Below are 20,922 nucleotides of genomic sequence, written 5' to 3'. Positions count from 1 at the left end.
GGGGCGCTGCATGCTGCGCCCTCTCACATCACCCAAGGGTAAATCGGGTCGAACGTGTTCGACCCCTACCTGCTCGGCATCAGGCGGGCACCGCCACCAGTTCACCGACCGAAGTTTCCAACGCCTCTTCCTGCAACGCACGCAGTAAAAACTCCTGCAGGGCATTGCCGTAGTCGGCAACCCCAGCCGTGGGGAACTGCTGCACGTAAATATCAATATCCAGATACAGATCGCCGGCATCAGTGCGGCCACGGAAGGTCAGGTTAGCGCCGTCGCCAGATCCGCCGGCCAGTACCCGCCGCGTGCTGGTGCAACCGCTGAAACCGGCCGGATCAAACGGCTGAACGTTGATAAACGGAGAGATAAACAAACGCGAAGCCGGCGTCACGCCGCGATCGGCAGCAATCTGCCGCAAGCGATAACCGGCGTGACTGCGCAGCTCGCGCAGCCTCTGCGCCATATCTGACAGAAAACGCCCCAGCGTCTCCTCCCCGCGCAGTGATACCAACAACGGCAGCGTATTGACCGCCAGCGCCGGAGTATTGGTCGCCTGGCTGCTGCGACGGTTCATCACCGGCATCCATAGGGTGCGCGTATCGCCTTTATCATGCGGCAACGGCGGTAAAGTAAAGAACAGCCAGGCGGCGGACAGTGCCAGCAGCAGATCGGGCCAGCCAATACCGCTGCGTTCCGACAGCTCACGCAACCGCAGCGAAATCTCTTCCGGCAGAGCCGTGCTGGTGCTCAGGCATTTCACGCCGTACTCCCGGCCGCCTTTGCGCACCGTCGGCAAGGTCTGTGACGGCGGCAGATAGTTCTGCCAAAAAAGCCGATCCTTTGAGCAACGTTCAGAAGCGGCATAGGCCAGTTCATGATGCTGGAAAGCGCTGAAGGTGCCCAGAGCCTGCCCCACTGCGCCGTTGCCAAGGAAATGCGCGTATAGCGTGGCGCAGCGGTGTTCGACCAACGCCATACCGAAGCCATCGATCACAATATGATGAGTGCGCAGATACCAGAGGTAGCGCGACGGCTCCAGTTTGATCAGCCATACGGCCGCCACCGGTTCGCTGCGTAAATCTATTGGTCGTTCGACATCCGCCTGCATCAGCCGCATCGCTGCCTGATAAGGATCGGACTGCGCCTGCAGATCAATTTTCTGCAAGGGCGGCACCGATTGAGGGTCGTAACGCTGCAGCGGCGGGCTATCGCCAGTACCGGCGCTAAACCGCAAGGCAAACGCCTGCGTTTCCGCCATGGTGAGCGTGATTGCCCGAGCCAGCGCCAGCTCATCCACCGCACCACGGAGTTCGCTGACGTGGGCGACGGTGGAAAAGGGCTGCCTGGGGTGCAAGGTAAATTCGTCCCAGAAGTCTAACTGCGCCGGTGTCAGCGGCAGCCATTCAGTAGCTAAAACAGTTCCCGACATGTTACCTACCTTTGAAAAGCCATAAACAAATGTTGAAACAACACAAGCCAAAACCCCGCCGCCGCAAATTACGTTTGATAGCGGCCAAAGCGGGATGAATGCTGGGCACGGCTGGGCGACCCGTTGGCAGACTGCCCGGCGTGTTCCTGCTTATTGTGGTTGGCGTGCCTGACCTCCCTGGTTCAGGTAAAAACGAGACGGCGTGGGCCACTAAAAACAACGGCCACAGCGCACTGAAGATGTTTCGATTCAGTTACAAATGAAAATGATAATAACACTTATTATCATTTTCATGAATATAGAACAACCTGTTCATACCGCAAACTTGCCTGACTAACCGGCACATGACGAAGCAACAGATCGGGAGAGAACTCTCATCCCCCAGTTCCCATATCTGCTATCAATCACTTATATTTAATTTGAGGGCTGCCTGAATGCCAATGCGGCGGCAGTGTCCTCAATCAACCTGAGGGAGCCATCCATTTTATGCGTTTAAAACCAAGCACTATGGGTCTGTTATTAGCGGGAACCGGCCTGTTGACGGCGGGCCATGCCCTGGCCGCCAGCGATACCCTGGTCTACTGCACCGTGGCCTCGCCGGAGTCTTTCAACCCGCAGCTATCGAGCTCCGGAACCACCTTTATCGCCACCTCGCAGGTGTTGTACAACCGCCTGCTGACGCTGCGTGAAAGCGATAAAACCCCCGCTCCCTCACTGGCGACCGAGTGGACCATCAGCCCGGACGGCAAGACCTACACCTTTACGCTGCGCAAGGGCGTGAAATTCAACAGCAACAAATACTTCACCCCAACGCGTGACTTCAACGCCGAGGACGTGGTGTTCACCGTGATGCGCCAAAAAGATGCCAATAATCCGTATCACAAGGTGTCCGGCGGCAACTACGAGTACTTTACCGACACCGGGCTGGACAAACTGATCACCAAAGTGGAGGCGGTGGATAACGACCACGTGCGCTTTACGCTGAGCCAGCCTAACGCCGCCTTCCTGGCGGACTGGACCATGGACTTCGCTTCGATCCTTTCCGCTGAATATGCCGATGCCATGCTGAAAAAAGGCACGCCGGAGAACGTCGATAACTGGCCGATCGGTACCGGTCCGTTCGCACTGCAGCAGTACAAGCAGGACTCGCTGATCCGCTACATCGCCAACCCGCATTACTGGCAGGGCGAAGTGGCCAGCAAGCACCTGATCTTCTCCATCACGCCAAACCCGGAAACCCGGCTGGCGAAGCTGAAAACCAACGAGTGCCAGATTATCCCTGCCCCGCTGGCGGAACAGTTTGACGCCATCAAGAGCGACAAAAACCTGCAGCTGCACAGTATCGACGGCCTGAACGTCGGCTATCTGGCATTCAATACCCAGAAGAAGCCGTTTGATAACGTGCTGGTGCGCCAGGCGCTGAGCTACGCGGTGGACAAAAAGGCCATCGTCGCGGCGGTGTTTAAAGAAAGTGGCAACACGGCCAACTCGATACTGCCGCCGGGCATGCTGGGCTACAACGACAAGCTGCCGGAATACGCTTACAACCCGGACAAAGCGCGTGAACTGCTGAAACAGGCCGGGCTGGAAAAAGGCTTTGAGACCGATATCTGGTCGATGCCGGTAGCCCGCCCTTACAACCCTAACTCACGCCGCATCGCCCAGATGATCCAAAACGACTGGGCGAAAGTGGGCGTGAAGGCCAAAATCGTCACCTGGGAATGGGGCCAGTACCTGGCCGGGCTGCGCAAAGGGGAACAGCAGAGCGCGTTGTACGGCTGGATGTCGGATAACGGCGACCCGGACAACTTCGCCACGCTGCTCAACTGCGCCGGCGTGCAGACCGGTGCCAATGCGGCCCGTTGGTGCGACAGCAGCTATGACAAGCTGATCCAGCAGGCAATTTCGGTCAGCGCCCCGGCCGAACGCGCCAAGCTTTACCAGCAGGCGCAGGTGATTTTTGCCAAACAGCTCCCCCTGCTGCCATTGGCTAACGGCAAGGTGTTCTACGCCACCCGCAGCAACGTCAGCGGCTATGTGGTTGACGTTAACGGCAGTGACTTCGCCAAAGCCAAGGCCAACTGAGTCACTACACGCGCCGGATGATTTTCACATCCGGCGCTTTCCTCCTCTGTAACATTTGGTTACTCTCATCAGCACTGTGATTTAACATTCAAAGGCAACCCGGTGCAGAACTCTTATATGCCGATGCAGATCCGTCTGCACTGGCTGGTGGCGATCCTGCTGATCATCACCTGCACGACGATTGAGCTAAGAGGATTTACCATACCGGGCACCCCGTTATGGTACGTGTTGGTGGTGACCCACTTCAGCTGTGGGGTGACGGTGTTTGTATTGATGATCGCCCGTCTATTCCTGCGCTGGCGCCACACCAGCCCTGCCATCAGCCCGAAACCGGCTAAATGGCAAACCGGCGCGGCGCATCTGGTGCACAGCCTGATTTATCTGTTGCTGCTGACGCTGCCAGTGTTGGGGGTTTATTCCCGCTATCTGGGCGGTAAAGAGTGGTTTCTGTTTGGCCTGCCGATGCCTTTTGCCGAGGTCGCCGATCGGCCGCAGGCGCGGATGATTATCGGCTGGCACAAGACGCTGGCGGCCTTCGGTTATTGGCTGATTGGGCTGCATGCCGCCGCCGCGCTGTTCCATCACTATATCGTTAAGGACAATGCGCTGGTGCGCATGCTGCCGTGGCTGAAAAAGCCTTAGCTATAGGTGACAATACCAACAGTGTAATAATAAGCATGTATATATAAGCCAATGGATATAATCCATTGGCTTATTATTTTTATAGTTTATGACTATTAAAAATAAATTTTTATCCGGCAATTTGTATCTATTCCAGTTATTGACTAAGGTTATTCATACAAATTATAAGCCCATGGGCTGACGAAGATCCGCAACCAATCTTATTAACCACTGATTATATTCATCTTAAAAAACGCCAGTTATTTTTCGGGAGAGCGGTGTCATGCCCTGTGGCAACACAAGGCGACGCCGTGCCCTCATGATTTCATTAATTAAATTCCATCGGCTACACACACGGGAAAGTTAATATTAACTTCCCATCATAAAGTCAGGAGCAAAGTAATGAAAATAATAACTGGCGTTATTTTACCTACCGTTGCCGCCATCGCGATGGCCGGCATGGCGCACGCAGCAGACAGCAAACAACCGGTGACCGGCAAAGAGACGGTTACCCTGGAACACGTGCATGCCGTGCAGGAGAATGGCAGCCCCGCGCCCCAACACGACGCGGCCTGCATGAAGGAGCTTTCTATGCCGACGTCCAAGTATGTCGGGATGAAAGTCACCAGCGAATACACCGTTAACCCCAGCTCGATGATGATGTCCGCGAAATCTATGCTGCCCTCCCCGATGGCCACGCAACCGCTGGAGTTGACGGTTGATTTATCCCCACTCGGTCTTGAAGGGGTTTATGCCTTTGGTGCCTTTAAACCCAATGTTCTGCCGCAGGACTATGTTTATTTCACCATCGGCAAAGATTTTAAAAAACCCGTCAGCACCTTTATGATTATTAATAAAGGGAAGGAATACAATTGCGTTATTTCCAGCTCAAACAAGGCGATGAGTAAAGAAGAACGTAAACACCTTATGGTTAAGAAATAATTTAGAATATGTATTGAATAATAATGGGGGTTGCGGATAGCATTCACTACCGCGGCCCCTTACTTAATAAGACGATAACGTCCGCAAGGTACCAGCCTCGTTTATCCATAATGATTAATCATCTTTGTTAACTTATTGCTCAACAATCCCTTTTTGGGATAATGGCAGATATTCGATTTTGGGATATCACTCGCGGAAAACGCCATGACTTCAGTTTATTCAACCGAGTATCAATTAGTTATAAAAATACTTCGGGATGCTCGCAGTCGTTTATCGCCAAGGTTGAGAACGGCGAGCGCAAACTCGATGTGGTGGAGTTTGCTTTGAACGCTCGGTTGCTTGGGGTTGATGCCGGGGCTGTGCTGGGAATGATTGGTGGGCGGGTTGCGGTATTGTGTTAGCTAGGGATTGAACCTTTGGCCTTCAGATTATGAATGCAGATATAGAGCCAATATCAATGCATATCAAGTCACCACGGGTAAATTAGGCACTTCCGAGGCATTGGTGGGCTGACTCCGCACCGGTAGACGATCCTGGCTGAAACTCCCGTAGAGGACTTCGGCGGCTATGAGCGAGGAGCGGACATTCAGATCGGAATAATGGCTGCGTAATTATAAAAATATAATTCGAACTGCGGGCCTTATCTTCAGAAAGCACACAATTTAATGCCTCCCAGTGGTATGGTTCTGTTTTTGCCGCTAAAAGAGGAAAAGCTAATGATTGTAAGAACCTGGCACGGCTGTGTTCCGCTTAAACATGCAGAAGGATTTGCGAAACACCTTGAGAAAACAGGTGTGGAGCATTCAAAGAGCGTCTCTGGCAACAGAGGCGCTTTTGTGCGTAGAGAAACCCAGGGAGAGTGGGAGCATTTTTTTCTGGCTACTTACTGGCAGGATCTGCAGTCGGTTAAGACTTTTGCCGGAGAAAGCTATCACGTAGCGGTGACTTACCCGGATGACGAAGAATTTGAACTACTTTCCGATCCCTACGTTTTCCAACATACAGTGGAGAATGTTGCACCGTTTTAGTTTCGTTTCCGGGGCAAACTGTCGGCTTCCCGGATTTTTTAAAATCCATAACCATTCAATGATAAGGTCTGCTTGTGGCACTAAGCCGACTGTCAGAATAGGTTTCTTTGAGGCCCGCAACGATGCCAATTCCGGTATGAACCAGAATACAAAAGGGCGCAGCATGCTGCGCCCCTAAAGTAAATCTCAACGTCGTACTAAAACTTAACCGCGAACCAAATCATCACCATAACCGATCCACTTGTAGGTGGTCAGAGCGTCCAGGCCCATTGGGCCACGGGCGTGCAGTTTCTGGGTGCTGACCGCCACTTCTGCGCCAAGGCCGAACTGGCCGCCGTCGGTGAAGCGGGTGCTGGCGTTGACGTACACCGCGCTTGAATCCACCGCACGCACGAAGTGCTCGGCGCTGCTCAGTGAACGGGTGAGGATCGCGTCGGAGTGGCTGGTGCCGTGGGTGCGAATATGGTCGATGGCCTGATCGATGTCATCCACCAGCGCCACGTTCAAATCCAACGACAGCCATTCATCGTCGTAATCTTCCGCCGCTACCGCCACCACCGTTGCCGGGCCGTCTTGCAGCAGTGGCATCGCGTTCTCCGCTGCGTGCAGGGTGACACCGACCGCCGCCATTCTGCTGCTCAGTGCTGGCAAGAACTCTGCGGCGATGTTGCGGTTCACCAGCAGCGTCTCCAGCGAGTTACAGGCGCTTGGGCGTTGAATTTTGGCGTTCTCGATCACCGTCAGTGCTTTGTCGAAATCAACGCTGTCATCAACATAGGTGTGGCAAACGCCGATACCGCCGGTGATCACCGGGATGGTTGACTGTTCGCGGCACAATTTATGCAGACCAGCACCGCCGCGTGGGATCAGCATGTCGACGTAGCGATCCAGGCGCAGCAATTCATTCACCAGTGCGCGATCCGGGCTTTCAATCGCCTGTACCGCCGCAGCCGGCAGGCCGCACTGTTCCAGCGCCTGCTGGATCACCTTCACCGTCGCCTGATTGGTGTGGTGGGTTTCTTTACCGCCACGCAGGATCACCGCGTTGCCGGTTTTCAGGCACAGGCTGGCGACGTCGATGGTGACGTTGGGCCGTGCTTCATAAATCACGCCAATCACGCCGAGCGGCACCCGGCGGCGTTCCAGCTTCAGCCCGCTGTCCAGCAGGCTGCCGTCCAATACGTGGCCGACCGGGTCGTTCAGGCGGCATACCTGACGCACGTCGTTGGCGATCGCCGCCAGGCGTGCCGGGGTCAGTAACAGGCGATCGAGCAGCGCTTCGCTCATTCCGCTGGCGCGTGCCTGCTCCATGTCCTGTTCGTTAGCCTGTAAAATCACTTCGCTTTCGGCTTCCAGTTTGTCGGCAATCACCGACAGCACCTGGTTTTTCTTCGCCGTGCTCAGCACCGCCAGTTGCCAGGAGGCCTGCTTGGCGGCCTTCCCCATCTGCTCGAGCATGCTCACTCCTTAGCTGACAATCATATCGTCGCGGTGAACTGCCACCGGGCCGTATTCATAACCGAGAATTTCGCTGATTTCCTGCGAGTGGTGACCGGCAATCATGCGCATCGCGTCGCTGTTATAACGGCTGACGCCGTGCGCCAGATCGCGCCCCGTCAGGTTGCGGATGCGGATCACTTCACCACGGGAGAAATCGCCTTTGACCTCGCGGATGCCCTTCGGCAGCAGTGAGCTGCCGCGCGCCATAATGGCGTCGACCGCACCGTCGTCGACGGTGATCTCACCGGCCGGGGGTGCGCCGAAGATCCAGCGTTTGCGGTTTTCCAGCGGGGTTTCCAGCGCGTGGAAACGGGTGCCCACCGGTTTGCCTTCAATCACGTCGGCCACCACGCCCGGCTTGCTGCCGGCGGCGATGATTACGTCGATACCGGCGCGGCAGGCCACGTCGGCGGCTTGCAGCTTGGTGCCCATGCCGCCGGTGCCCAGGCCAGAAACGCTGTCCCCGGCGATGGCGCGCAAGGCGTCGTCGATGCCGTGCACTTCACGGATCAGCTCTGCCTGCGGGTTGTTACGTGGGTCGGCGGTGTACAGCCCCTGCTGATCGGTCAGCAACAACAGTTTGTCTGCCCCGGCCAGGATCGCCGCCAATGCCGACAGGTTGTCGTTGTCGCCCACCTTGATTTCTGCGGTCGCTACCGCGTCGTTCTCATTGATTACCGGCACGATACGGTTGTCCAGCAACGCCGTCATGGTGTCACGCGCATTGAGGAAGCGTTCGCGGTCTTCCAGATCGGCACGCGTCAGCAACATCTGCCCGACGTGGATGCCATAAATGGAGAACAGTTGCTCCCACAGTTGGATCAACCGGCTCTGCCCGACCGCCGCCAGCAACTGCTTGGAGGCGATGGTGGCGGGGAGTTCGGGGTAACCCAAATGTTCGCGCCCGGCGGCAATCGCGCCGGAGGTGACGATAACGATGCGGTGACCCGCTGCATGCTGTTGTGCGCACTGGCGAACCAGTTCGACAATATGGGCACGGTTAAGACGCAGCGATCCGCCGGTCAACACGCTGGTGCCCAATTTCACAACCAGTGTCTGGCTGCCGTTCATAGTGTTTCTGCCGTGTAAGATGAGAAGAATAATACTAGGGACTTTGTAACAGGAGAGACGCGTTATGCCAACAGGCACAACGCGAAATCAGCAGAATACTTGCGGTCAAACGGGGTCAGGCGGAAAGTTTAATCAGTTTTTCTTTGAAATCAGCGGCGGGTTCAAGCGTCAGCTCCATGGTGGCCAGCAGTTCGCCCAGACGACGATGGAAATCACGCAGGGTGGTTTCCAGCTTGGTTTTGACTTCAGTATCCTTAATCTTTTCCGGCGTCCACTGCCCTTTCTTATCAAACAGGCCAAACTGATACGAATAGGTAAAACGCGTATCTTCAGCATGCAGTTCGATCCACCAACCCCAAAACTCTCGCAGCTCTGGAGCAGGCTTAACATTGACGCAGACGGCTAAACAATCAAAGAAAAAACGGTCGTTCTCACATTGCCCTTCACGCAGATACGGCCCCAAGCTGGCGAAACGTTTCATTAGTCGGCTTTTAGGGTGACCACTCGGTAACGTCATTCTTAAGCTCCTCAATGTAGACCATTCTTTTTAACAAACTGTTAAAATTTAGCAACTAATTAACGCATTTTATCTTTCATCCAATGGGACATTTGCAGCAGCGCCTTGTGGAAACTGCTGTATACCGGCTTGCGCGGTATGGCGATCAGTTTGCCGTCCATCGAGGACGAAACGATCAGCTGCGACTCTTCTTTTGGGCTGAGCGGATCCTGCTCCCAGTAGCCGGCCAGCATCGGCGTCGGGCAACGGCGGCCCAACAGCCCCTGGGTTTTCAGCGAATAGCTGTTCAACTCGACCTTCAGCACATGATCCGAAGCGTTGGCCATGCCCATCCGGCTGGCCAGCACGTCCATATACATGTCCGGTACGTGCTTCTGGGTGCTGCTGTCGCACAGCAGGCGATGCACCACCGGCCCCAGGCAGGCCACGCCACGCAACCGCTGTGGCTCCAGATAGGCCAGACGCACCGCCACATTGGCGCCAAAGCGGAAACCAAACGCGGTGACGCGCTGATGGTCAATCCAGGGCACTGTGGTTAACTGGGTCAGCACCTGCTGATGCAGGAAGCTGGAATCTTGCGTCAGTTTCCACTTGTAAGAAGAACCGATGGAAGGCATATCAATGGTCAGCATGGCGATGCCATGCGGTGCCAGATAATCGCGGAACAGGCGGTGATAGTCGGTCTGCAGGGTATCCAGGCTGCCGCACATCAGCACCGTCGGGAACGGCGCTTCGCCCTTCTCCGGCAAATGCAGGAAGCCGGTGATGCTGCTGCCACCTTCAATGCGAAACTCCAGCTCTTTCAACTGGTACGGCAGTAATAGCGCGGCCTCTTCGTAAGCCCGGTTGGACAACGCCTCCGCCTGCTCGGCCAACTCGTCACCTTTCAGATGCGGGTAGCCGGCAATGCTGTAAAAGTTGGCGGCGTTGAGCCAATACTGGCCGCCGGTCAGCGGATCCTGCTGTTCCAGCGCTCGCTGCTGCCAAAGCATGCCCTGATGCACCCATTCGTAGATCCAGTTGCCATTACGGTAACCGACCACGGTATCCAGCCATTTGTCGTTGGTGTGTTCCACATCCGCAACGGCAATACGGGCCAGCACTTCGTTGATTTCAATGGGATCGACACCGCGCCAGGCCCACAACAGTGGGTTGAGCATGCGGTACCAATTGCTGACGGTATTGCCCTCCAGCGTGGAATGCAGCTCGGCACTGATTTTACTGCGCGCGCGCAGTACCAGAGTTGAGGTCTCAGGGTGCTTAAATGAGGGTTTGAACAGGATTTCAGAAAGGTTGGCTTGTGCCATGGTAACAACAGCCTCCGTAAATCTGGTAATAGGCCGCAAACAGCCTAATCAACTGGAGGTAGTGTACCTAAGTCTGGCGCGATAAACCCGTCATACTTGAAGCGGATCTGTGGGGCAGAAATCAGAAATGCAAACGCCCGGTGGAACCGGGCGTTTTGGCAAATCGGCGTGGCGAACTTAACGACCGCCGATTGGTGGCACGAAGGTCACCGCCATGTCCCATGGCTGCTCGATCCAGGTATCCTGTGGGATATCAACCACATAATCGTCTACCAGCGGGCGACCTGCCGGCTTGGCGAAGATAGTGACGAAGTGCGCTTTCGGGTACATTTCACGGATCGCTTTCGCGGTGCCGCCGGTATCCACCAGATCGTCGATAACGATAAAGCCTTCACCGTCGCCTTCAGCGCGCTTGAGCACTTTCATTTCACGTTGATTGTCATGGTCATAGCTGGAAATGCAGACGGTATCCACGTGGCGAATACCCAGCTCACGCGCCAGTAAGGCAGCCGGTACCAGCCCGCCACGGCTTACGGCAATAATGCCCGTCCATTGGTCAGCAGGCAGCAGGCGATGAGCCAGTTTGCGCGCTTGCATTTGCAGCATGTCCCAGGTAACAACGTATTTTTCGCTCATAGAATGGTGTCCCAGCCAGCAGTGGTGCGGCTTACTCAGTAATCAGGGGAAAAAAGGTTGCGCGAGATTATAAAGACTGACCGCACCAAATGCCAGTTGTACCTTGGAATTCATAAGTATTTCGTCTGGTGATTGATGCTGAATAAATGAGCAACGACCAACCAAACTAGTGTGATCAAGCGCTTGAACAGCACAATACGGGACGGGCACCGCCCGGAATAAAGTGATATTCTCTGGAGATCGTGCCAAAGCCGCACGGATGCCCCTAACCCTAACCGAGCGGCATTCCCGCACTGCCGAGAATGCTGTTACAGGAGACTTATAGTGTCTGAATTGTCTCAACTTTCGCCACAGCCGCTGTGGGATATTTTTGCCAAAATCTGCTCTATTCCGCATCCTTCTTATCATGAAGAAGCGCTGGCACAGCACATCCTCGAGTGGGCCAAAGAGAAAAACCTGCACGCCGAGCGTGACCATGTAGGCAACATCCTGCTGCGCAAGCCGGCCACCAAAGGCATGGAAAACCGCAAGCCGGTTGCCCTGCAGGCGCACCTGGACATGGTGCCACAGAAAAATAACGACACCGTGCACGACTTCACCAGGGATCCGATTCAGCCGTACATCGACGGTGAGTGGATCAAGGCGCGCGGCACCACGCTGGGTGCCGACAACGGTATCGGCATGGCCTCCGCGCTGGCCGTGCTGGCCGACGACAGCGTCGAACACGGCCCACTGGAAGTGCTGCTGACCATGACCGAAGAAGCCGGTATGGACGGTGCATTTGGCCTGCAGGCTAACTGGCTGCAAGCGGATATCCTGATCAACACCGATTCCGAAGAGGAAGGCGAGATCTACATGGGTTGCGCCGGCGGTATTGATTTCATCACTACCCTGCCACTGCAGCGCGAAGCCGTGCCTGCCGGTTATCAGACCCTGAAGCTGACGATCAAAGGCCTGAAAGGCGGCCACTCTGGCGCGGATATCCACGTTGGGCTGGGCAACGCCAACAAACTGCTGGCACGCTTCCTGTTTGATCATACCGCTGAGCTGAACCTGCGCCTGCTGGATCTGAACGGCGGTACGCTGCGCAATGCTATTCCGCGTGAAGCTTCTGCGGTAGTTGCCGTGCCGGCCGAGAAAGCCGATGCGCTGAAAGCGCTGAGCCAGGCGTTCCTGGCTACCCTGCAAAACGAGCTGGCTGCCAAAGAGAAGAACATTACCGTTTTGCTGGAGCCTGTCACCAGCACCTCGCAGGCGATGACCAGCGATAGCCAACAGCGTTTTGTAGCGCTGCTCAATGGCACGCCAAACGGTGTGATCCGCATGAGCGACGCGGTGAAAGGCGTGGTGGAAACCTCACTGAACGTGGGCGTGGTCACCACCAGCGACAGCGAAGCAGAAATCATCTGCCTGATCCGCTCGTTGATCGACAGTGGTAAAGACTACGTGGTCGGCATGCTGACCGCGCTGGGTCAGTTGGCCAACGCCAAAGTGGCACCCAAAGGCGGCTACCCAGGCTGGCAGCCGGACGCAGACTCACCGGTGATGCATCTGGTGCGCGAGATTTATCAGGATCTGTTCAACAAGACGCCGAACATCATGGTGATCCACGCCGGTCTGGAATGCGGTCTGTTCAAAAAACCGTACCCAAACATGGATATGGTGTCGATTGGGCCAACCATCACCGGGCCACACTCGCCGGATGAGCAGGTGCATATCGAAAGCGTGGGCCTGTACTGGAAACTGCTGACCGCACTGCTGAAAGCGATCCCGGAACGCGCGTAATATTACAGATGACTTAGTGATTAAACCAAGGGCGCAAACTTGAATTGCGCCCTTGTTATTCCCAGGGCAGCAGCAGTTGCCGCTCCAGTTGCGGATCCAGCAGCGTCACGTGCAACCCGACCAGTCGCACCCCGCGCCCTTCACGCCGCTCGCGCCATACCTGCCGTGCCACGTTGATTAAATCGTCTTTATTCAGTACCGGCCAAACGTGTTCCTGGGTGGTTTGCTGGAAATCCTGAAACTTCAGTTTTACCCCCTGCCGGGCGATGTGCAGATCCGGTTTCACCTTACGCAACCGCAGTTCCAGCTCGGGATAGAGTTTGTCGACAATCAACGCTTCGCAGTCTTCCCAGTCATGGATATCTTCCGCCAAGGTTCGCTCCACCCCCACCGACTTGCGCAACCGCTCTGGCGAAACCTCACGCAGATCGATCCCCTGACAACGCTCCCACAGCACCCGGCCAAATTTGCCGAAGCGCTTTAACAGCGCCGCCAGATCGTACTGCTGTACGTCGGCACAGGTGATCAGCCCCACTTCTTCCAGCCGTTTGGCGGTCACTTTGCCCACGCCGGGGATTTTACTCAGCGGTAACTGCTGTAAAAAAGCCGGCACCTGCGCCGGGGTGATGACGTATTGTCCGTTCGGCTTATTCAACTCTGAGGCAATTTTAGCGAGGAACTTGATCGGCGCGATACCGGCAGAAGCGGTAAGGTTGAGTTCATCGGAGATAGTCTGGCGGATTTGCTCGGCGATCAACGTCGCCGAGCCGTTGCACTGGCTGCAGTCGGTCACGTCCAGATAGGCTTCATCCAGCGACAGCGGTTCAATCAGCGGGGTGTAACGGGCAAAGATTTCGCGGATATGCTGCGAGGCTTCCTTATACGCCGCCATGCGCCCGGGCAGCAGCTTAAGGTGCGGGCAAAGCTTGAGCGCCATCGCCGTCGACATCGCACTGTGCACACCATAGCGGCGTGCAGGATAGTTGGCGGTGCTGATCACCCCACGCCGGTCGGCACTGCCGCCGATCGCCAACGGAATATCGCGCAGGCTGGGATCGTCGCGCATTTCTACCGCCGCGAAGAAGCAGTCCATATCGACATGAATGATTTTACGCATCGCGCCTCCAATGACACTGTATAAGTATACAGTCAAAAATGGAAAGCTCAAGCCTCGGCTCTACTCGGAGAAAACGGGGTTTCACCCAATTATCTTCGACTTGTTAAAAAAGCGTAATTTTTCAATAGTACGCTGTGGAAAATTAGTCGCCACAGTTACTGACAACAATAACTCTACGCACAGGATGGTGCCCTACATGAAAACATTATCGGTCTATTTGTTAGCCTCAGCCTTATCCCTGATATCCCTTGCTGCTACCGCCGCCCCCGCCATTATCGCTCACCGTGGTGGTACCGCCGACGCTCCTGAAAATACCCGCGTCGCCATTGAAACCGCACTGAAAAACGGCGCCGACGCCATCTGGATCACCCTGCAGGAATCCAAAGACGGCGTGATCGTGCTTTACCGCCCTTCGGATCTGAAAGCGCTAACCGATCGGCAGGGATTGGTTTCCGCCTTTACCGCTGCGCAACTGGCGAAAGTTGACGCCGGTTGGTCATTCGCCAAAGGTGAAACCCATCCGTTCCGGGGTAAAGGCATTGGCATTCCACGTTTGGATGAGATCCTCAATGCCTTCCCCAAGGTTAACTTCTATCTGGATATCAAATCCCCAGACGCAGACCCGGCCCAGTTCGGCAAAGCTCTACTGGCAACGCTGGAAAAAACCAACAGCCTGAACCGCACCCGCGTGTACTCCACCGATGCCAAATATCTGCAGGCGCTGCCGCCCACGATCAAACGTTTTGAAACCCGCGATGAAACCCGCGACCTGCTGGCGAATATCAGCCTGTCACATCTGTGTGAGCTGAAGCCAGACCATCAGCAACCGCGCTGGTACGGGCTGGAACTGAAAAGAGAAGTGGAAGTGGTGGAGAAATTTACCCTGGGTGAAGGGCGCTCCAAGGCGTTTCTGACCTGGGATAAAGAATCGATCGACTGCTTCCGTTCGCAAGGCCCGGCGCACATCATCCTGTTCGGCATCAACACCCCGGCTGAATACCAGCAGGCGCTGGCGCTGGGAGTCGACGGGGTTATGGTTAACTCACCGGCTGAAGCCAGAGAGTTTGCCAAGGCCAAATAACCGATTTAAAACGCTGTAAAAAGGGGCGCTGTATGCGCCCCAGTTATTCAGATAATCCGGTGTTTTTCCAACTGTTGCTGGCGTAACGCCTCTTTCTCCAGACGCTTTTTACGCGCATCGCAGGGTTCAGGGCAGTCACAGACTTTATCCATTCCCAACGCCGTGATCCCGCCGCAGCTGCCCTGCAGGCTTTTACGCTTGAACACGTAACCCAACGACATCCCGCCGACAATCAACAGAAACAACACAAAGCTGGCGACAAATACTGTCAACATAGCGACCTCACTAGCTCTTGTTCAAATAGGGTTTGAACGCCTCGGAGTAGCGCTCTTCAAAACCTTTGGCGGTTTTCACAATCATGAACACCGGGATCCCCATCAGGTTCGCCAACGCCATGCCGCGCTCCGGCCCCAATACGTTCAACCCGGTCGACAAACCATCGGCGGCCATACAGGTCGGGCTCAGCACCGTAACCGACACCAGGTGATGATGGATCGGCTTGCCGGTAACCGGATCTATGGTGTGAGAATAACGCACGCCGTCCTGTTCGAAGTAATTGCGATAATCCCCCGAGGTGGCGATCGACATCTCGCCCGGCTGGATCACCAGTTGCGCCTTCTGCTCCATGCCGGCCGTCGGCCGTTCAATGGCGATACGCCACGGTTTTTTCTCACCGTTGTGGCCGCGAGTACGTACCTCACCGCCAATATCCACCATGTAGTTCTTAACCTGCTGCGACTGCAGATACTGGGCAATCACATCCACCCCGTAGCCCTTGGCGATCGAGGAGAGATCGACATACAGCTCAGGAATGCTCTTTACCAATGCATTGCCCTGCACCGACAGTTTGTCGATACCGGTCCAGGCTCGGCGGCGCTCCAGTTCGGCAGCGCTCGGCACCTTGTCCGGCCGCCCTTCCGGGCCGAAGCCCCACAGATTAACCAGCGGCCCGACGGTCACGTCCAGCGCGCCGTCGGTGACGCGGTTAATGCGCAGCGCTTCCAGCACCACCTCGGTGGTCGCTGCCGATACCGGGAAGGGTTTATCAACAGCGCGGCTGGCGTTGAAGCGGCTCAGTTCAGAGCCTGGCCGGTAGGTGGACATCTGGTCATTCACCAACTCCAGACGCTTGTCGATCTCCGCCTGCATTTTGCCGGCTGACGGCGTGTCATCACCGGTGACGTAGCGAACTGAATACGATGTCCCCATGGTTTTGCCATCGAGATTGACCTGCTCCGGTCCGCAGCCGGTCAATAACAGGGTGGCGCTGAGCGCCACCGTCGTCATCAACCCCTTCATTGCCCATGCGCGCATTTAGCCACCAAAGTCATCAAGCATGATATTTTCGTCTTCAACGCCCAGGTCTTTCAGCATCTTGATCACCGCAGCGTTCATCATTGGCGGACCGCACATGTAAAACTCACAGTCTTCCGGGGCCGGATGGTTCCGCAGATAGTTCTCCAACAGAACATTATGGATAAAGCCGGTGTAACCCGTCCAGTTATCCTCAGGCTGCGGATCGGAAAGCGCCACATGCCAGGTAAAGTTCTCGTTCTCTGCCTGCAGTTGGTTGAAATCTTCCTCGTAGAACATCTCACGCAGTGAACGCGCGCCGTACCAGAAGGTGATTTTACGCTTCGACTTCAGGCGATTGAGCTGGTCAAAGATGTGCGAACGCATCGGCGCCATACCGGCTCCGCCGCCGATAAAGATCATTTCCGCGTCGGTGTCCTTGGCAAAGAATTCGCCGAACGGCCCGGAAATGGTCACCTTGTCCCCGGCCTTTAACGACCAGATATAAGAGGACATGATGCCCGGCGGTACGTCAGGATCGCGCGGTGGCGGCGTGGCGATACGCACGTTGAGCATAATAATGCCCTTTTCGTCCGGGTAGTTGGCCATCGAGTAGGCACGTACCGTGGTTTCATTCACTACCGAGCGGTAGCGGAACAGGTTGAACTTGTCCCAGTCGCCCCGGTACTCGTCAGGCACGTCAAAATCGGCGTAGCTGATGTCGTGTGCAGGCGCTTCGATCTGGATAAACCCACCGGCGCGGAACGGCACGTCTTCCCCGTCAGGGATTTTCAGTTTCAGCTCTTTGATAAAAGTGGCTTTGTTATCATTGGAGATAACCTCGCACTCCCACTTTTTCACCCCGAAGATCTCTTCCGGCAGCTCGATTTTCAGGTTCTGTTTCACGTTCACCTGACAAGCCAGTCGGCAGCCCTCTTTCGCTTCACGCTTGTTGATGTGCGACAGTTCGGTCGGCAGGATATCGCCGCCGCCCTCTTTGATCACCACCCGGCACTGGCCGCAAGAACCGCCACCACCGCAGGCGGACGAAACGAAGATCCCCTGGCTGGAGAGCATGTTCAGCAGCTTGTCACCCGCCGGAGCGGTAAAGCTCTTGTCGAGATCGCCGTTAACTTCTACCGCAATGTCACCGGTGTTCACCAGCCTGGATTTGGCGAACAGGATGAGCAACACCAACACCATAACGATGCCGGTAAACATCGCGACGCCTAAAATAATTTCCATAAATTCTTCCCGCCTTTACAACTGAACACCGGAGAAGGACATAAAGCCCAACGCCATCAGCCCGGTGGTGATAAAGGTAATGCCCAGGCCGCGCAACCCTGCGGGGACATTGGCATACTTGAGTTTTTCGCGGATCCCCGCCATCGCGACAATCGCCAACATCCAGCCGGTGCCGGAGCCGAAGCCGTACACCACTGATTCAGCGAAGTTGTAGTCACGTTGCACCATGAAGGACACGCCGCCGAAGATGGCACAGTTCACGGTGATAAGCGGCAGGAAAATACCGAGTGCGTTGTACAGCGACGGGAAGAAGCGATCGAGGATCATCTCCAGAATCTGCACCAGCGCCGCAATCACGCCGATAAAGGTAATGAAGTTGAGGAAGCTCAGATCAACGCCTTCCACCAGCGCACCATCACGCAGGATCAGGTTGTAGACCAGGTTGTTCACCGGCACGGAGATCCCGAGCACCAGGGTCACCGCGATGCCCAAACCAAAGGCAGTCGATACCTTCTTCGATACCGCCAGGAAGGTACACATCCCCAGGAAGAACGCCAACGCCATGTTCTCAACGAACACCGCGCGTACAAACAGGCTGATATAATGTTCCATCGGCCATTACTCCTTTTCGATCTGCGCTGGTTTCAGGCTGCGTAGCGCCCAAATCAGCAGGCCGATGATAAAGAACGCGCTCGGTGCCAGCAGGAACAGGCCGTTCGGTTGATACCAGCCGCCGTTCTGCACCGTTTCCAGCACCGGAATGCCAAACAGCTTGCCGGAACCGAACAGCTCACGCAGGAAACCGACCAACACCAGGATCACCCCGTAGCCCAAGCCGTTGCCGATACCGTCCATAAAACTCTCGATCGGTGGCGATTTCATGGCATAGGCTTCGGCACGCCCCATCACGATACAGTTGGTGATGATCAGGCCGACAAACACCGACAGCTGCTTGGATATCTCGAACGCATAGGCGCGCAGCAACTGATCGACCACAATCACCAACGAGGCGATAATCGCCATCTGCACGATGATGCGCACGCTGTTCGGGATATGGTGGCGGATCAGCGAAATAAAGAAGCTGGAGAACGCGGTGACCAGCGTTACTGCGATGGTCATCACCACCGCCGTTTCCAGCTTGGTGGTCACCGCCAACGCAGAACAGACACCCAGCACCTGCAAGGCAATCGGGTTGTTGTCGAACAACGGTCCTAAAAGGACCCGTTTAATCTCTTTGGAATCAGCCATTTTTCAGCGCTCCTTCACGAACTTTTTGCAGGAACGGGCCAAAGCCGTGCTCGCCCAACCAGAAGTCAAAAGTATGCTGCACGCCGTTGGAGGTCAGCGTGGCACCGGATAAACCGTCCACCCCATGCTCATCCCCCTGACGCGCCCCGCCTTTCACTACGCGGATCGCCGGTTTGCCGCTGTCATCAAACAGCTTTTTACCGATCCACTGCTGACGCCAGCCGGCATTCTCAACCTCGCCGCCCAGCCCAGGGGTTTCGCCCTGGTCGTAGTAAGTGATGCCTTTCACCGTATTGGCGTCGCTATCGAGCGCCACAAAGGCGTACATCATCGACCACAGGCCGGTACCGTAGACTGGCAGCACGATTTTGTTGACCGCACCGCTGTCGTCGCGCACCAGGTAGATTTCCGCCTGGTTGCTACGGCGTTTGATACCGGCCGGATCGTCAGCCGCCGGTAGCGCTACGCTTTTGGCGTTATCACGCAGGGCTGCGGGCAGATCGAACGCCGTCGCGTTACCCGCAACAAATTCACCGCTGTTCAAATCCAGCAGGCGCGGTTCGATACGTTGGGTGAACAGCGCCTTGACCTGCTCGCCTTCCATTTTCGGCTGCAGCAAACCGGCCACGTCGAGAATATTGCGCTGTTTGTCGAGCAACTTCTGTTCTTGCTGTTTGGACTTCAGGCCGACGGCGGAACCCGCCACCACCACAGAACACACCAGGCACAGCAGCAGTACCACCAGCAGCGTTTTACCGATGCTGTCGTTTTTAGATTCATTCGCCACGGGCTTTTCTCCGCTTGATGTTGGCCTGCACCACCAGGTAATCGAACAGCGGCGCGAACAGGTTGGCGAACAGGATCGCCAGCATCATGCCTTCCGGATAGGCCGGGTTGACCACCCGGATCAGCACGCACATCACGCCAATCAAAATGCCGTACCACCACTTCCCCTTGTTGGTGAACGAGGCGGAAACCGGATCGGTAGCCATAAAGATCATGCCGAAGGCGAAGCCGCCCAACACCAGGTGCCAGTACCAAGGCATGGCAAACAGCGGGTTGGTAGTAGAGCCAATGCTGTTGAACAGGAAGGCGGTAGCCATCATGCCGAGCATCACCCCGGCGACAATGCGCCAGGAAGCTACGCGGCCAAACAGGATTATCGCTCCGCCGAGCAGGATCATCAGCGTGGAGACTTCACCCACCGAGCCGGGAATGTTGCCGAGAAAAGCATCCATCCAACTGATGGACTGGCCGGTAGCCACGTTGCTCAGGCTGTGTGCCCCGCCCGCGCTCCACTGTGCCAGCGGCGTCGCGCCAGAGAAACCGTCGGCGGAGGTCCACACCAGGTCACCGGAAATCTGCGCCGGATAAGCAAAGAACAGGAACGCGCGCCCCGCCAAGGCCGGGTTAAGGAAGTTGCGTCCGGTACCGCCAAATATCTCTTTCGCCACCACTACGCCGAAGGTGATCCCCAGCGCGGCCTGCCACAGCGGCAGCGTGGGCGGCACAATCAGTGCAAACAGGATTGAGGTGACGAAGAAGCCTTCGTTAATCTCATGTTTGCGAATGACCGCGAACAGCACCTCCCAGAAACCACCGACCAGGAACACCACGGCGTAAATCGGCAGGAAATAGCAGGCGCCCAGCACCATTTTGCTGATCCAGCCCGCGTCCGCCGCCAGTGATGCCCCCAGCCATTGTGCCAACCGATAGTGCCAATCCCCCGCCAGCACCTGCTGCAGTTGATCGCCACTGTAAAGGTGGTGCAATGCCGGAATGGCCTGTTGGCCGACGTTGTACATGCCCCAGAACATCGCCGGGAATACCGCCAGCCACACCAGGATCATCATACGTTTCAGATCGATGGCATCGCGCACGTGCGAAGCCCCGCGCGTCACCAAACCAGGGGTATAGAACACCGTGGTAGTCGCTTCAAACAGCGGGTACCACTTTTCCAGCTTGCCGCCCGGTGTGAAGTGATGCTCGATTTTTTCAAAAAAGTTCTTCAGGCCCATCG

Annotated in this window: 20 protein-coding genes and 1 pseudogene; 7 read left to right on the top strand and 14 right to left on the bottom strand. The window is 56.0% G+C overall.

The window, feature by feature from the left end; genetic code table 11:
- Nucleotides 1-79 precede the first annotated feature (79 nt).
- Nucleotides 80-1,426, bottom strand: a complete 1,347-nt coding sequence (locus ACNT1W_RS06845; RefSeq protein WP_419246550.1) for a condensation domain-containing protein — start codon at nt 1,424-1,426, stop codon at nt 80-82.
- Between the two features lie 486 nt (nt 1,427-1,912).
- Between ACNT1W_RS06845 and ACNT1W_RS06840 the strand changes: the two genes are divergently transcribed.
- The 5 genes and pseudogenes from ACNT1W_RS06840 to ACNT1W_RS06820 all read left to right on the top strand — a co-directional run bounded on the left by ACNT1W_RS06840 (nt 1,913) and on the right by ACNT1W_RS06820 (nt 6,102).
- A complete protein-coding gene (locus tag ACNT1W_RS06840) occupies nt 1,913-3,511 on the top strand; it encodes an ABC transporter substrate-binding protein (RefSeq protein WP_419246549.1) in 1,599 nt (532 codons plus the stop codon).
- 117 nt (nt 3,512-3,628) lie between these two features.
- The gene (gene cybB, locus ACNT1W_RS06835) at nt 3,629-4,153 is read left to right on the top strand and encodes a cytochrome b561 (RefSeq protein ID WP_419246859.1); all 525 of its coding nucleotides are present in this window, start codon (nt 3,629-3,631) and stop codon (nt 4,151-4,153) included.
- Between the two features lie 381 nt (nt 4,154-4,534).
- Nucleotides 4,535-5,074, top strand: a complete 540-nt coding sequence (locus tag ACNT1W_RS06830; RefSeq protein WP_419246548.1) for a hypothetical protein — start codon at nt 4,535-4,537, stop codon at nt 5,072-5,074.
- Between the two features lie 204 nt (nt 5,075-5,278).
- Nucleotides 5,279-5,475 (top strand): annotated as a pseudogene (locus tag ACNT1W_RS06825) (XRE family transcriptional regulator).
- Nucleotides 5,476-5,790: 315 nt separating this feature from the next.
- Entirely contained in the window at nt 5,791-6,102 is a 312-nt protein-coding gene (locus ACNT1W_RS06820; RefSeq protein WP_329911276.1) for a hypothetical protein, read from the top strand.
- 204 nt (nt 6,103-6,306) lie between these two features.
- On the opposite strand, the gene proA is transcribed toward ACNT1W_RS06820, so the two are convergent.
- The 5 genes from proA to gpt all read right to left on the bottom strand — a co-directional run bounded on the left by proA (nt 6,307) and on the right by gpt (nt 11,133).
- Nucleotides 6,307-7,560, bottom strand: a complete 1,254-nt coding sequence (gene proA, locus ACNT1W_RS06815; protein ID WP_419246547.1) for a glutamate-5-semialdehyde dehydrogenase — start codon at nt 7,558-7,560, stop codon at nt 6,307-6,309.
- 9 nt (nt 7,561-7,569) lie between these two features.
- Nucleotides 7,570-8,673: a glutamate 5-kinase gene (proB, locus tag ACNT1W_RS06810; protein ID WP_012005410.1), complete on the bottom strand. Its 1,104-nt coding sequence runs from the start codon at nt 8,671-8,673 to the stop codon at nt 7,570-7,572.
- Nucleotides 8,674-8,788: 115 nt separating this feature from the next.
- Nucleotides 8,789-9,190 (bottom strand): sigma factor-binding protein Crl, encoded by a 402-nt coding sequence (gene crl, locus ACNT1W_RS06805; protein ID WP_012005409.1) that lies wholly within the window; start codon nt 9,188-9,190, stop codon nt 8,789-8,791.
- A 59-nt stretch (nt 9,191-9,249) separates the two neighbouring features.
- Nucleotides 9,250-10,497 carry an esterase FrsA gene (frsA, locus tag ACNT1W_RS06800; protein ID WP_012005408.1) on the bottom strand — a complete coding sequence of 416 codons (1,248 nt, stop codon included), beginning with the start codon at nt 10,495-10,497 and terminating at the stop codon, nt 9,250-9,252.
- 177 nt (nt 10,498-10,674) lie between these two features.
- The gene (gene gpt / locus ACNT1W_RS06795; protein WP_012005407.1) at nt 10,675-11,133 is read right to left on the bottom strand and encodes a xanthine phosphoribosyltransferase; all 459 of its coding nucleotides are present in this window, start codon (nt 11,131-11,133) and stop codon (nt 10,675-10,677) included.
- Nucleotides 11,134-11,457: 324 nt separating this feature from the next.
- On the opposite strand from gpt, the gene pepD reads away from it, so the two are divergent.
- A complete protein-coding gene (pepD, locus tag ACNT1W_RS06790) occupies nt 11,458-12,918 on the top strand; it encodes a beta-Ala-His dipeptidase (protein WP_419246546.1) in 1,461 nt (486 codons plus the stop codon).
- Nucleotides 12,919-12,973: 55 nt separating this feature from the next.
- Here the strand turns inward: pepD and dinB are convergent, their stop codons facing one another.
- Nucleotides 12,974-14,035: a DNA polymerase IV gene (gene dinB, locus ACNT1W_RS06785; protein ID WP_012005405.1), complete on the bottom strand. Its 1,062-nt coding sequence runs from the start codon at nt 14,033-14,035 to the stop codon at nt 12,974-12,976.
- Between the two features lie 196 nt (nt 14,036-14,231).
- On the opposite strand from dinB, the gene ACNT1W_RS06780 reads away from it, so the two are divergent.
- Entirely contained in the window at nt 14,232-15,116 is an 885-nt protein-coding gene (locus ACNT1W_RS06780; RefSeq protein WP_017891737.1) for a glycerophosphodiester phosphodiesterase family protein, read from the top strand.
- A gap of 47 nt (nt 15,117-15,163) precedes the next feature.
- On the opposite strand, the gene nqrM is transcribed toward ACNT1W_RS06780, so the two are convergent.
- Genes nqrM through ACNT1W_RS06745 form a run of 7 tightly spaced genes read right to left on the bottom strand, consistent with a single transcriptional unit; the run spans nt 15,164 to nt 20,920 of the window.
- Complete coding sequence (nqrM, locus tag ACNT1W_RS06775; RefSeq protein ID WP_012005403.1) at nt 15,164-15,391, bottom strand: (Na+)-NQR maturation NqrM; 228 nt, start codon at nt 15,389-15,391, stop codon at nt 15,164-15,166.
- Nucleotides 15,392-15,401: 10 nt separating this feature from the next.
- Entirely contained in the window at nt 15,402-16,430 is a 1,029-nt protein-coding gene (locus ACNT1W_RS06770; RefSeq protein WP_419246545.1) for an FAD:protein FMN transferase, read from the bottom strand.
- A complete protein-coding gene (nqrF, locus tag ACNT1W_RS06765) occupies nt 16,431-17,654 on the bottom strand; it encodes an NADH:ubiquinone reductase (Na(+)-transporting) subunit F (RefSeq protein ID WP_012005401.1) in 1,224 nt (407 codons plus the stop codon).
- A gap of 15 nt (nt 17,655-17,669) precedes the next feature.
- Entirely contained in the window at nt 17,670-18,266 is a 597-nt protein-coding gene (gene nqrE, locus ACNT1W_RS06760) for an NADH:ubiquinone reductase (Na(+)-transporting) subunit E (protein ID WP_012005400.1), read from the bottom strand.
- A 6-nt stretch (nt 18,267-18,272) separates the two neighbouring features.
- Nucleotides 18,273-18,902: an NADH:ubiquinone reductase (Na(+)-transporting) subunit D gene (locus ACNT1W_RS06755; RefSeq protein WP_012005399.1), complete on the bottom strand. Its 630-nt coding sequence runs from the start codon at nt 18,900-18,902 to the stop codon at nt 18,273-18,275.
- Nucleotides 18,895-19,689, bottom strand: coding sequence for a Na(+)-translocating NADH-quinone reductase subunit C (locus ACNT1W_RS06750; protein ID WP_012005398.1), 795 nt, complete (start codon nt 19,687-19,689; stop codon nt 18,895-18,897). The genes ACNT1W_RS06755 and ACNT1W_RS06750 overlap by 8 nt, the downstream gene beginning before the upstream one ends.
- Nucleotides 19,679-20,920, bottom strand: coding sequence for an NADH:ubiquinone reductase (Na(+)-transporting) subunit B (locus ACNT1W_RS06745; RefSeq protein ID WP_012005397.1), 1,242 nt, complete (start codon nt 20,918-20,920; stop codon nt 19,679-19,681). Before ACNT1W_RS06745 ends, ACNT1W_RS06750 begins: the two co-directional genes overlap by 11 nt.
- Between the last annotated feature and the right edge of the window lie 2 nt (nt 20,921-20,922).

Source organism: Serratia sp. NFX21, from assembly GCF_048517035.1.
GTDB lineage: Bacteria > Pseudomonadota > Gammaproteobacteria > Enterobacterales > Enterobacteriaceae > Serratia > Serratia quinivorans.
The sequence above is the reverse complement of the archived record's forward strand: the minus strand, read 5'-3'. Positions and strand labels throughout refer to the sequence as shown.